Origin of the sequence: Marinifilum sp. D737, from assembly GCF_026672275.1 — a bacterium.
Classification (GTDB): Bacteria; Bacteroidota; Bacteroidia; order Bacteroidales; family Marinifilaceae; genus Marinifilum.
Window position 1 is genome coordinate 78,361 of sequence record NZ_JANQCD010000009.1, and the last position, 14,280, is coordinate 92,640.

General features: G+C 33.5%; 9 protein-coding genes. 4 read left to right on the forward strand and 5 right to left on the reverse strand.

What is annotated here, in order from left to right; all coding sequences use genetic code 11:
- Nucleotides 1-27: 27 nt before the first annotated feature.
- Entirely contained in the window at nt 28-1,371 is a 1,344-nt protein-coding gene (locus tag NQ163_RS07700) for a sensor histidine kinase (protein WP_268189726.1), read from the reverse strand.
- A 4-nt stretch (nt 1,372-1,375) separates the two neighbouring features.
- Nucleotides 1,376-2,752, reverse strand: a complete 1,377-nt coding sequence (locus NQ163_RS07705) for a sigma-54-dependent transcriptional regulator (protein WP_268189728.1) — start codon at nt 2,750-2,752, stop codon at nt 1,376-1,378.
- 228 nt (nt 2,753-2,980) lie between these two features.
- Here NQ163_RS07705 and NQ163_RS07710 point away from each other — a divergent pair, with 228 nt between their 5' ends.
- Nucleotides 2,981-3,691, forward strand: a complete 711-nt coding sequence (locus tag NQ163_RS07710; RefSeq protein WP_268189729.1) for an ABC transporter ATP-binding protein — start codon at nt 2,981-2,983, stop codon at nt 3,689-3,691.
- Between the two features lie 11 nt (nt 3,692-3,702).
- A complete protein-coding gene (locus NQ163_RS07715) occupies nt 3,703-6,051 on the forward strand; it encodes an ABC transporter permease (RefSeq protein WP_268189730.1) in 2,349 nt (782 codons plus the stop codon).
- A 299-nt stretch (nt 6,052-6,350) separates the two neighbouring features.
- Here the strand turns inward: NQ163_RS07715 and NQ163_RS07720 are convergent, their stop codons facing one another.
- The 3 genes from NQ163_RS07720 to NQ163_RS07730 all read right to left on the reverse strand — a co-directional run bounded on the left by NQ163_RS07720 (nt 6,351) and on the right by NQ163_RS07730 (nt 8,616).
- Complete coding sequence (locus NQ163_RS07720) at nt 6,351-7,397, reverse strand: hypothetical protein (RefSeq protein ID WP_268189731.1); 1,047 nt, start codon at nt 7,395-7,397, stop codon at nt 6,351-6,353.
- Between the two features lie 165 nt (nt 7,398-7,562).
- On the reverse strand, nt 7,563-8,066 hold the full coding sequence (locus NQ163_RS07725) for a PepSY-associated TM helix domain-containing protein (protein WP_268189732.1): 504 nt from the start codon (nt 8,064-8,066) through the stop codon (nt 7,563-7,565).
- 25 nt (nt 8,067-8,091) lie between these two features.
- Nucleotides 8,092-8,616 carry a hypothetical protein gene (locus NQ163_RS07730; RefSeq protein WP_268189734.1) on the reverse strand — a complete coding sequence of 175 codons (525 nt, stop codon included), beginning with the start codon at nt 8,614-8,616 and terminating at the stop codon, nt 8,092-8,094.
- 304 nt (nt 8,617-8,920) lie between these two features.
- Here NQ163_RS07730 and NQ163_RS07735 point away from each other — a divergent pair, with 304 nt between their 5' ends.
- Together NQ163_RS07735 and NQ163_RS07740 are read left to right on the forward strand one after the other, a co-directional pair.
- Nucleotides 8,921-12,670, forward strand: coding sequence for a response regulator (locus NQ163_RS07735; RefSeq protein WP_268189735.1), 3,750 nt, complete (start codon nt 8,921-8,923; stop codon nt 12,668-12,670).
- A 17-nt stretch (nt 12,671-12,687) separates the two neighbouring features.
- A complete protein-coding gene (locus NQ163_RS07740) occupies nt 12,688-14,280 on the forward strand; it encodes a response regulator (RefSeq protein ID WP_268189736.1) in 1,593 nt (530 codons plus the stop codon).

The window sequence follows — 14,280 nt, forward strand, 5'->3', positions numbered from 1 at the left end:
ATTTATTTTTAGATTTTTTAACACTATTTATGAGTTAAATTGAATCTTAAATATTGTGGGACCTCCTTGCTGAGAAGTAAAGGTTAATGATCCTTTATGTAATTTCATTAATTGACGTGATAAACTTAAACCAACACCCGATCCATTCTCCTTGGTTGTAAAAAATGGCGTGAAAATTTCTTCTCTATTTTCTTCAGATATACCACATCCATTATCTTCTATATCTATACTTGGCTCTTTTGATTCACTTACCCGAATCTCAATTTGTTTGTTGTCACAAGCTCTTAATGCATGAATTGAGTTGTTGATGAGATTTAATAATATTTGATCGAGCATTGCAGGATCTGCATTAACTTCAACACCATTCTTTGGATGAACCAAATTTACTTGAATGTTCTCCAATTGTAAATTTTCCTTCAACAGTTTGAGTATTTGATTTACACGATCAACTAAATTAACCTGTTTAAATTTAGGTGATGGAAGAAGAGTTAAATCCCGAAAACGACTCACAAAATCAACCATACCAATGGTTCTCTCCTCTATTATTTCGAGCCCCGTTACAACATCTTCACTTTCTTCTTGCTTAATTTGTCCGCCCTCTTGTTTTCTATTCCTAAAAATCTCGGATATGGTTCCAATTGATGAATTTATTGGACTCAACGAATTCATAATTTCATGTGTAAGAACCCGTATCAGCTTCTGCCATGCATCCAATTCTTTTTCATCAAGTTCCTGCTGAATATTCTGAAAGGAAACGAGTTTTATCTCTTGTCCACTCAGTTTTAATTTGCTTGCTTTTATAGCAAGCTGAACCAATTCATTATTTCTGTGAAGAGAAATTAGTCTTTTTTGCGAAGGTTCAATTTCATGAATCACATCGCTTAATCCTTCTTGAATCCTATTCAAATCTTCAAGTCTGTACAAGTGAATTCGATTGAAAATATCTTGTGCTGCCTTATTAAAAAGCAACACTTTTCCATTGGAATCAATAGAAATTAATCCTATGGCAACATGTTCAACCAAAACCTTAAAGTACTGGTCTTGATTTTGATTTTTAATTTTAATCCCAAGTATATCTTTATTGATCAGATCAAATTGTTTGTATAAGTTCTGATATTCCTTTGTTCGATTCGAACTAAACTTCACACTTGTATCGCTATTTCGAACCGTACTAAAAAAATGTTCCAAGTCGCGATTAACTTTATTCAAGCGTCGAATAAATAATACAACCTGCACAATTAATAATGCTAGAAAATTAATCAACAATACAATATCACGATATTCATACCAGACAAATGCCAACACTAAACTATTTGCCAATATCCCTAATACTCTTACAATTACAACAATATAAAGTCGACGATAAATCATTTGGCTAGTGTAAAATGTTATACTTCTCAATTTTGCGATATAGGGTTTGGCGACCAACATTTAACTCCTTCGCTACTTGACTAATGTTACCACGATTTCTTTTTAATGAATTCTCGATAATAACTCGTTCTCCCTCTTCCAAACTCATCGGTTTTGAACCAAAACTAACTTGGGAATCCTTTTGTTCCAAATGAAAATCATTAGCTTGTAAAACTTCAGAATCAGTTAAAATAATGGCTCGTTCCATACAATGACGCAATTCTCGTATATTCCCAGGCCATGAGTAACTAACAAGCTTCTCCTTTGCCTCAGCATGAATTACAGGCAACTTTTTCCCATATTTTTGCGCAAATTGCTTCAAAAAATGCTCTCCAATTATCAATACATCATTGTCCCTTTCACGCAAAGGCGGTAACTCAATAGTGATGGTATTGATTCTATATAACAAATCTTCTCTAAAACGATCTGTCGATATCAATTTCTGAATATTTGCGTTTGTAGCACATATTAGTCTTACATCTATTTCATCTTGTTGATTTGAACCAATTGGTGTTACCACTCTATTCTGCAAAACCGATAAAAGCTTGGCTTGCATTGGCATGGATAAATTTCCAATTTCATCCAGGAAAATTGTTCCCTTATTGGCTGCCTGAAACCTTCCAATCCTATCCTCTTTCGCATCGGTAAACGATCCTTTAACATGTCCAAACAATTCACTTTCAAATAAATTATCGCTTAAAGCGCCTAAATCAACACCCAAAAAGATATTCTTTTTTCTGCTTGACAATTGGTGAATTTCCCTGGCGATTAACTCTTTTCCAGTTCCATTTTCACCAAGTATTAAAATATTTGCATCTGTAGCAGCAACTTTTTTAACCGTACTTAAAACCTTCTTAATGGCATCCGATTCTCCAATAATATTTACAAACTGTTGATTCAAATCTTTTTGCAGATAGTTTTTTTGTTGCTCTAATTTTTCTACTTGCACTCTAGTTCTGTGTAACTCAACACCACTTTGAAGTGTTGCCAACAATTTTTTATTATCCCAAGGTTTTAAGATAAAATCTGTTGCTCCTTCTTTCATGGCATTAACTGCTAAATTAACATCGCCATATGCTGTAAATAAGATTACTACCAACGAAGCATCGAGCTTTAAAACTTCACGAAGCCAATACAATCCTTCATTCCCAGAATTCACTCCTGCCGAAAAATTCATATCCAACAACACTACATCATACTTGTCTTTTGTAATCAGACCTGGTATCTGATTTGGATTAGAACAAATATCCAATAATTCAAAATGATGCTTTAAAAAGAGTTTTAAAGAGCTTAAAACACTTTTATTGTCATCAACTATTAGCAGTTTCCCATTTTTCTTCATTAGTAAATAATTATAATATGCGTATCATACGTATCGGATAAAAATAACACAAAACATTATATTCAGATAAAACATTGTTCCATTTTGGTACAATTAATGGATGATTTTGAAACAGTTTATATTCAACCCAAACACCACAAAACACCTTAATTACTAACCTACTGATAGTTATGGTTTTTGGCACAAGTATCGCATTAAACTCATCGAACCTAATAAAAACAGACAATCATGATACAAACATCCAATTTAAATAAAGTTTTTAGAACTGAAGAAGTAGAAACTTTAGCTTTATCAAATATTAATCTACACATAAAGAAAGGCGAATTTGTTGCCATTATGGGACCTTCGGGTTGTGGAAAATCTACTTTACTAAACATTATTGGTTTGCTCGATAATCCTTCAGCGGGCAATTTTAGATTTCTGGAAAATGAAGTTGCACATTATACGGAAAAGCAAAGAACTAAATTGAGAAAATCAAATATTGGTTTTGTTTTTCAAAGTTTTAATTTGATTGATGAACTTAGTGTTTACGAAAATGTTGAATTGCCTTTGGTATATCAAAAAGTACCAGTATCGGAGCGAAAAAGAAAAGTTGCAGAAGTATTAAAACGCGTACAACTTGATCATAGAAGTAAACATTTTCCACAACAATTATCGGGCGGACAACAACAAAGAGTGGCAATTGCAAGAGCGGTAGTTTCGAATCCTAATTTAATTTTAGCCGATGAGCCAACCGGAAATCTCGATTCTGCAAATGGTAGAGAAGTAATGGATTTGTTATCTGAATTAAATCAGGAAGGCACCACCATTGTAATGGTTACTCACTCGAGTAGCGATGCAGAAAGAGCAAACAGAACCATTCAACTATTCGATGGCCATATTGTTAGCGAAAATCACAAAAAACAAGTTAATAAAGCAGTTCAAACTGAAATCCTTTAAACCAATCAATCATGATTATTAACAATCTTAAAATTGCATATCGAAATCTGATCCGAAATAAAGGATACAGCTTTATCAACATTGTAGGTTTGGCAATTGGCATGGCATGTACCATATTGCTGCTGCTTTGGGTAAATCATGAAATGAGTTACGATACATTCCATAATGATGCTGAACGAGTGTATCAGGTAGGAAATTATCAGACCTGGAATGGCAAACGAAATGCAATGCCAAATTTGCCAACTCCACTAATTGATGCCCTGAAAGAAAAATATCCGGAAATAAAATATGCAACACATTTTAATGCCTGGGGAGAAAATTTACTTCTTGAATACAATGGCAAAAAGCAATATGAAAGCATTAAAGGTGCTGATCCCGATTTTTTCAGAATTTTCAACTTTCCTGTACTGCAAGGAAATATGGAAACCTGCTTGAATGATATTAATTCTTTGGTTCTAACTGAAAAATCAGCGAAACGAATATTTGGGAATGAAAACCCAATTGGTAAAACAGTAAACATTGATAACAGACAACCGCTTACGGTTACTGCAGTTGTGAAAGATATCCCTACTAATTCATCCATAAAGTTTGAATTATTAATGCCATTCGAGTTAATGAGAAAGGCAAATCCCTGGTCTGAAAATTGGGGGTCACACAATTATTTTGGATATGCAAAAATTGCCGAAGGAACGAATATTGACGTGCTAAACGAAAAATTAGATCAATTTTATATCGATCATGTTGATAAGGAAAGTGAAAAATACGCCTTTTTATATCCATTGCTAAAAAGGCACTTGTACTATCTTGATAATTCGCCTTCCAAAATCACCCAGGTTAAGATGTTTTTCATGATTGCAATTTTCATTCTAATTATTGCTTGTTTCAATTTTATGAATCTTTCTACTGCTCGTGCAGCTAAAAGAGCCAAAGAAATTGGTCTTAAGAAAGCAATTGGAGCTACTTATCCACAATTGATTAAGCAGTTTATTGGTGAGTCATTACTAATCACAATCATATCGGCGAACTTCGCAATCATTCTGGCACACCTTTTCTTACCACAATTCAATTCTTTAATGAACCGACACCTAATTTTGGATTATTCATCCCTGGAATTTTGGTTGATTATTGTGGGAGTTACCTTGGTAACGGGACTAGTTGCCGGAGCATATCCTGCCTTTTACCTATCTTCATTTAATCCTATCATGGTATTAAAAGGTACTTTCTCAGGAGGAAAAGGAAGTAATCGTTTTAGAAGAATTTTGGTCGTAATGCAATTTATATTGGCCTCTTCCTTGCTTATTTGCACATTAACGATTGTATTACAAACCAATTATCTTACCAATATGGACATTGGCTTAAATAAGGATAATGTAATCGCGATTAATATTAATCAACAGATGCAAAAAAAGATAGAGACCATAAAAGGTGAATTAATGAGAAGCTCATTTATTGAAAATGTATCCTATGGTTCACACAGGCCTTATTATGTATTTAGTAACGGTTGGGGCGAAAATTGGGAAGGTAAAGATCCTGAATTCAAACCTTTGATAACTTATCCTTATGTAGACCCGGAATTCTTTGATGTTTTTAAAGTAAAATTTCACTCAGGAAGACCATTTAATGCTAATAACCCTGCTGCAGATTCAAGTTGTGTAATTATCAACGAGACATTTGCAAAAATGATTTCTGATGAATCGGTAATTGATAAAATGATTCATACTGGCAATAACGAAGATTTAAGAATTATTGGTGTTGTTAAGGATTACCATTGTACACCAAACACTCGCAAACTACAACCTTTTTTACTTCGTTTATGCGACGAGCCTAGATTCTTATTTGTGCGATATGTTGAAGGAAATGCAACAAAAACAGTTCAGGAAATCCAGGAAATCTGTGGTAAATACAATCCGGAATTTCCATTGATTTATAACTTCCTTGATGATCATTACGACAATTTGTATGAAGGTCAAAGAGCCACAATAAGCACTTTATTGTACGCTTCAATATTGGCAATTATTGTTTCCTGTCTTGGATTGTTTGGTTTGGCCTCATTTAATGCGGAAGAACGCACCAAAGAAATTGGTGTTCGCAAGGTTCTGGGTGCATCAATGAATCAACTGATTCTTATTTTTAGTAAAGATTTTAGCAAATGGATTCTAATTGCCTCAATTATTTCCTGGCCAATAACTTATTTTGCGATGGAGGTTTGGTTCCAAAATTATCCTTTTAGAATTGATTTCCCATTCTGGTTGTTTATTGCTGTGTTTATACTGCTGCTATTCATATCCACTATAACAGTAGCATACCAGTCCTGGAAATCGGCAACAAAGAATCCCGTTGTAAGTTTAAAATACGAGTAAATTAACCCAATACCTATATACAAACACAAAAACCACCTTGAATATTATTTCCAAGGTGGTTTTTCTTTAGTACTTCTTTCTACTTTCACATTACTTCCTCTTACTTTCGCATTCCTTCTTGCTACTTACAGAATACTTCTTCTTACTTTCGCATTACTTCTTGCTACTTACAGAATACTTCTTCTTACTTTCACATTACTTCTTGCTACTTTCAGAGTACTTCTTCCTACTTTCACATTACTTCTTGCTACTTTAAGCTTCCTTAATGGTTATTCGTGGTGAAAAAAAGATCTGTAAGCTTATCTTCTAAGTAACATTGCTTCAAAAGTTTTTACCAACTTATCGAAATCAGGATAAACCTCTCTCCCATTCTTTATGGTTTGATTTTCCAAAAGTTTTTTCAGTTTGGTTTTTCCTCCTTTATTCAACAAAAACTCAATAAAAGCAGCTCCAACCGGATAACTTAAGTTGCGCTCGTACCTGGTAGGTTGCTCCCACAATTCAAGAAGAGAAAATTTCTCTTTTGGCACTCGTTTTCTAGCAATGGTAAAAAGATTTTTTTCCATGGTATCGAAATATACCGCCAAACCTTTATCCAATAACATACTTTTAGACCTTGGTTTTAATACCATCTTGGTTAGCATATGGCACAATTCATAATCCTTTTCCTGCTGATCCCAAACATTTACAGTACACAGATCTGAATTATAAAATCCCAAAGGTCGATTGAACTTACGAAAGGCCTCATTCCTATCATGCCAGACAAAAACATCTACTTTTTTAGGAGAATCAACTCCATAAAAAGATGTCATCCTATTATAATTAACTTTTAGGCGCTCCATATAAGCATCGGCATTTTGCAATTTTTGCTTGTCCTGAAAATGAAATCTTATTTTCTCTGATTCTATAACTTCCCAAGTTTGATAATAAACTCCTGTTTGAAACAAATTTAAATATCGGTATGCATATTTACTTGCCTCCTTGGAAGTTCTGCCATTCTGACACTCTTTTAGATAAGTAATCGCTTTTTGTTTATCGCCGGTTATAAAATAACATTTGGCCAAATAAGCCTTACTAAGAGCCTTAATTTCTTCGCTGGCAGAATCGCTTAACATCGATTTTTCGAGGTACGGAATGGCCTTGGTAAACTGCTTTGAATTGGTATAAGCTCTTCCTAATATCGAATTTAAATCAGGATCAGAATCATTTTCTATCAATAAAGTTTGAGCTTTCTCTATCAACTGATCGTATTTCCCTTTTGAATACAATTTTTTCAATTCTTTATTCTGACTCATTGAACTAAACTGCATCAGAACTAAAATTAGGGCTAGTAGAATTTTATTCATGGTACTAAGTTTTAAGGCTTGACAATTTAACGGATTATTTTGATTGATAAAATAGCCATTAATTGTTTTTCGCCTTCTTTGATCAATTATCGTTCCAAATGAAACTTCCTGACATTTTATGAAGTTGTATAAAAAAAGGTGCTGAAAAATCAGCACCTCATATTTTTATAGGAAAAATAAGAAAGGGAGGATAATACCTATGGCTATTAACCACTTTCCTCTTCCTGTAATGCCCTTTTTACCAGGAACCATAAACATGCCTGAGAGTGCAAATAAAAGCATGGCTACAGCAAAAATATCAGCCATAAGAGTCCAGCCTTTTTTGCTATTGTAATGAAGTTTATTCATAAAATAAACCCATTGTTTTCTCTCATACAATTCAAATTCCAGCTCTCCACTCATTGGATTATATTTACCTAAACCACCTTTTAAATAAACATCGTAGTTTTGCGAATTCGGAATAATTCTATTCAAATGATAATTCGAAAAATTACTTCCCCAATACGTTTTAAGTTGATCTGGACTTAAATTTGCTTCCAGTTTATAATTCTGTTTAACAGTTCGGTAAGCTGGATCTTCTCCATTTTTTTTATGATTCAAGATAATTCCAGAAACCGCATAAATAATTGTTATTCCTACGAAAAAATAGCCCAAATCTCTATGAATCAAACGGAGCCATTTTCTCCAAAATTTTTTACTCCACAATTTCATAAGCTGTTCCGTCTACATAGTAGATTGCATAATAATCTTTGTTATTTTCTTTCATCCAGTCACGCATTTCCTTAATGTTGGCCATTTCGGAGCTGCAATGTTCTCCTTTTTCCTCATCAACATGTTTTGCTTTCACATCAGCTTCCCATTTGTCGATATAGTCTGTATCCAATCTCTTTTCTCGTAAAGTTCCTGTTACAATCAGGTCGTTTCCTGCAAGTTCTTTGGTAAACCCTTCCAATTTACCAGTTGCTTCAACTCTAATCGATAATTTTCCATCAGCAGTTTTTAAAATACAACGTTTTCCTGAGTGGGCACAAACATGATTTACAGTGCCTTGAAAGTAAACTTCCTTGCCAACATTATCGGCAGCTGTTTGCATTACTTGCTCAATTGATAAAGCAGCATGTTTGATCTGAGCAACTTCTTTCTTTTCAGTCTTTTCCTTTTGAACTGAATTACATGACAACATCAAAATGCACATTGCCAATAAACTTAAGTATTTCATCTTTTTAGGATTTAGGATTAATTAGTTGTTTGATTTTGTTTATTTATAACAAACCTATTGCATATCTAAACATTATCCAAACCCTATAACATTTTATTAACAAAATAACAGTTGTTTCTCAACGTTTTTTTCCCAATCCAATCTAAAGAAGAAGACATTTTTTTAACTTGCACTAAAATTCACGGAAAAATATCATTTATTCACACATAAAAAGTAACCATTCACTAGAAAAACCGTAACATCACCGAGATTTAAAAAATAAAATCTCTTTTTAACACTTAAAACTCAAATACACAAAGATATTATGCATTTTATCATCAAAAAGTTTAGAGATTGGAGTATAAAATCCAAACTTCTACTTTTAACGATTTTAACTTTATTAAGTATTTTGGTACTAAGCTTAACATCAAGTTTCTTTTTTAGCACCAGTAGAACTCTAAGTATCATGATTAATGGCTTACGAGTACATGAAAGTCTATTGCAATCTGGTGTTGATAATTTCTACAATTACCAACTCACCAAAGAGCCTAAATATCGTGAACAATCAGCTTTTTATATTGATCGCTCTAACGAATTGGTTAATAATCTGCTAAAACTGCGAGAAGATTATAAAACAAAAAAAAATCATGAAATCGCAAACTATTTTTTTGATGGATTTCCGGAAGTTTTTAATCATGAATATGCAAATGCAGAGCTACTTGTATCAAGATTCAGATTATTGAATTCACTGAAAAGTGAAGAAATGGACAATTCCAGAACTCTTTCTCAAAAAGCTATGGAATTAACTGAACAAATTAAAAATCAACTCTTAAAAAACGACGTTGAAATTGATATAAATAGCTTACAAGCAAATATAGAGTTTATACAAAATCATTATGCAAATATTAGTCTTGAAGTAAATTCCCTATCTCATAAAATTAATTCTGCATTAATATGGGCAATTCTATTTATTTCCATTTCTATTAGTGTTTTATTCCTGATCCTATCGCGTTACATTTCCAGATCAATTTCAATGCCTGTCAAAGAAATGGTTGACAATTTCCAACAAATTGCTAAAGGAAACTATCGCCAACCTTTAAATATTAAAACTCAAGATGAAATCGGTTCCTTAGCAAAATCATTCAGAAGCATTCAGACTGATTTTCAGAATGTTGTTTCTTACACTAGAAAAGTAGCCAATGGAGACTTGGGCATCAGCTTAATTCCAAAATCAAAAGAGGATGAACTATCAGTTTCATTGAATCAGATGGTAAAAACTCTAAAACATTCCAAGGCACAAAACGATGAAACCTTATGGTTCAGATCTGGTGTGAACAACTTAAACGATGAGTTACAAGGTGATCATGAATTAAATGAAGTAGCAAGTAAAGCATTACAGTATATGACAGCTTTCTTAAGAGCTGAATTAGGTGCAATTTATATCTATAAGGAAGATCAAGAAAGTCTATGCCTAGCAGCTTCTGTTGGAATTCCTGATAAAAATCAATACAAAAACATTAGGATTGGACATGGTTTAATTGGACAAACTGCAGCAACACATAAATTTGGTCATATTAAAGATGTTCCCGCTGATTACTTTTCAATTTTCTCAGGAACCGGAGAAATGATGCCAAGCAATATTGTTCTAGTACCTTTGGTATATGATAATGCGTTGTGGGGCGTTATGGAGTTGGCAGCAAGTAAAACCATTACCGATCCGGAAATTGATTTTATAAAGGCGGTAAAAGATAGTATTACAGTTAAAATTGCTTCAACTCTTGCACGTATTAAGCTTGAAACATTATTAAAAACAACGCAAGAACAAGCTAGTGAACTTCAGGTTCAGCAAGAAGAACTTCGTGTTGCAAATGAAGAGCTTGCCGAACAAACAAGTATCTTAACCGAGAACGAGAAGAAATTACAAGTTCAACAAGAAGAATTAAGAGTTGCTAATGAAGAGTTGGAAGAAAGAACCAATCAACTTGAAATTCAAAAGGAAGAAATTGAACAAAAAAACACTGGACTTTCGCTTGCACACGAAAAACTGGAAACCAAAGCTCGAGAACTTGAACAGGCTAGTCAATACAAGTCAGATTTTCTGGCCAATATGTCACATGAATTGCGCACACCGCTTAATAGTTTGCTGATTTTATCGGGAATGTTGGTGAAAAACAAAAATGGAAATCTTACTCCTGAAGATATTGAATCAGCTAAAATTATCAATAAGAGTGGTAAAGATTTACTTCAATTGATCAATGAAATTCTAGACTTGTCAAAAATCGAAGCTGGGAAAATGACCATTGAGATGGAACAGGTTAGTCCTTTTGATATAAAAAGTGAAGTTTTAATGGATTTTAAACATCAGGCTGAAAAGAAAGGACTCGATTTTCATGTAAATGTTTCTGATGATTTTCCCAATACAATTGAAACCGATCAACTTCGATTGAGTCAAATTATCAAAAACCTGTTATCCAATGCCTTTAAATTCACTTCAAAAGGTTCTGTAAGTGTATCTATGCAACGTGTTAATGGTGATTCTAAATTGTGGAGAGATGACCTTAAATCGACCGAAACTTGTTCGATTTGCGTGATGGATACTGGCGTAGGTATTCCTCCTGAGAAAAAAGAAGCAATTTTTGAAGCATTCCAACAAGCTGATGGTAGCACCTCAAGAAAATATGGAGGAACAGGTTTAGGACTTTCTATCTCGAAAGAACTGGCCAGAATGCTTGGTGGTGAAATACACCTGGAAAGTGAAGTGAATAAAGGATCAAGCTTTACTCTTTTTGTTCCTGTAAAGCAATCCACTAAAACACCAAATATTACTAATCCAATAAAAAAGGAAGTAGAATTAAAAATAGATCACAGTAATGAAGCTGTTGTACTTCCCAAGTTTATTGACGATGATCGGGATGTGCCTCAAAATGGTGCAAGTGTTGTACTCATCCATCCGAACCAGGAAGAAGCTACAAATTTATATTATCAAATTCATAACAACAGTTTCCATGCTTTGGTAGCAGCAAATATTCCTGATGCAATACAGCTTATCGAATCACATCAACCGTCTGCAGTAATTGTTGGCTTAGATCTACTAATGGAAAAGGGAGAAGCTGTGCTCGATCCACTAAGATTACATGCCTATGCTTCAAAACTTCCAATGCATATTATTAATCCTGTTGAAGGAATTCTTGAAAGAAATATCAACGATTTGCCTACTGTTAATGCAACAAATATTACCCAGGTAATCGATAAAATGAAGACTCAATTATTTACCGAATCGCAAAAGATTCTGGTAATTGAGGATGATGATGTAACCCGACAATTAATCAAGAGTATTCTTACTCCAACCAATGTTCAAATTGAAGAAACCAATACAGGAAAAGAAGCTCTGGAATTAATTTCGACTAAAAAATACGATTGCATTGTTTTGGATTTAGGCTTACCAGATATTACCGGGAATGAATTATTAGCAAAACTTACAGAGAATAAAGTCAAAATTCCTAATACAATTATTTATACCGGAAAAGAGTTAAGTCGTAGCGAGCACCGTGAGTTAAGCAAATACACCAATTCTATAATATTAAAAGGATTAAAATCGGACGAACGCTTAATGGATGAAGTTAGTTTGTTCTTGTACCAAGTTGCAACAACAGCTCCTGAAAATCCACAAGTTAAAATTACCGAAATTGATGATTCCATATTTAAGGGAAAAAAGATACTCGTTGTTGATGACGAAATCAGAAATATTTTTGCCTTAGGCAAGATTCTTGAAGAAAAAGAAATGGATGTTCTTGAAGCTGAAAATGGTAAAATTGCAGTTGACGTTTTAAAAGAAAACCATAATATCGATTTAGTTTTAATGGATATCATGATGCCGGAAATGGACGGTTATGAAGCCATGAATATCATTAGGAAAACTCCCGAAATAAAAGATATACCAATCATTTGTTTAACGGCCAAGGCTATGAAAGAAGATTATCAGAAAGCCATTACCTCGGGAGCAAATGATTATTTATCAAAACCTATTGACGAAAACAAATTGTTCTCGATGTTGAAAATTTGGCTTTACAACTAGAAAGAATTAAAAAACAAATGAAAAAAGATAAAATATTAATCGTAGATGATAAAATTGAAAACCTGGTAAGTTTAGAAAGGGTTTTAAGCGATTTTGACGTTGAGTTTGTAAGAGCTGAATCGGGAGAAGCAGCCTTGAAACAAACACTCAAAGAAGAATTCGCCATGGCCATTCTCGATGTCCAAATGCCTGGTATGGATGGGTACGAAACACTTGAATTTATGCGTCAGCGTAAAAAAACGAAGTACCTTCCTGTTATTTTTGTTTCAGCCATTCATCAAAGCGATTTGCATATTATTAAAGGCATTGAAACTGGCGCTGTTGATTTTATTCCAAAACCCATTATTCCTGAAATTTTACAAGGAAAGGTGAAAGTATTTCTTGATCTGTACCGACAGAGAAAAGAGCTTGACACTTTATTGGAATACCTGGAAAGAAAGAATGAAGAATTAATTATTGAAAAACAAAAAGCAGAAGAAGCAACAAATGCCAAGTCGTTATTCTTAGCCAATATGTCTCACGAAATTCGCTCTCCAATGAATGGTATGTTGGGCTTATCGAGACTCTTATTGGATTCTGAGTTGAACGACGAACAAAAAGACATGTTGAAAGTAATGACAACATCGGGAGAAAATCTTTTGCAAATTATTAATGACATTCTGGATTACTCGAAAATTGAAGCCGGACAAATCGAAATTGAAAATATTGCATTCGATATTAAACAACTAACTGACACCATCTATCACCTACTTAACTTTAAGGCGATTGAAAAGGGCATAACATTTAATATTGAAATCGATAAAGACATACCAGAAAATTTATTAGGAGATTCATTTAGACTCAATCAAATATTAATGAACCTTGCAAATAATGCAATCAAATTTACACATAAAGGTTCAGTTCTATTATCAATAAAGTGTCTTGAGAAAAACAATCAATACGTATCTTTGTTTTTTACTATAAAAGATACTGGAATAGGTATTTCAAAAGACGCACAGAAAAAACTATTTAAAGAATTTACTCAATCTGACAGTTCAACAACCAGACAGTATGGAGGCACCGGACTAGGCTTAGCAATTTCGAAAAATTTAACCAACCTTATGGGGGGTAAAATCAATTTGGAAAGTGAGCCAGGTGTTGGATCGGAGTTTATGTTTGAACTAAAATTTGGATATAAAGAGAAGGAGGCGGATATGTTTAATAATGAAAACGTGGAAATTCCAAGACAATTATCAATTCTTGTAGCAGAAGACAACCCTATTAACCAAAAAGTAGCTGTTCTTACTTTGCGTCATATGGGCCTACAGTGTGATGTAGCAAAAAATGGCTTGGAAGCATTTGAGATGCAAAAAGAAAACAACTACCAGGTAATTTTAATGGATATGCAAATGCCTGTTTTAGATGGCCTAAATGCTACTCAAAAAATTCGAAGCTATGAAGCAGATCATCCAGAAGTTGATAAGGCTTTTATTATTGCATTAACAGCAAATGCTTTTGTGGAAGACAAACAAACCTGTATGGATGCTGGAATGAATGATTTTATTAGTAAACCATTCAAAGAGGAAGCTTTAAGAAAAATTCTAAGCCAAATTACCAAAAGTATAGCCTAG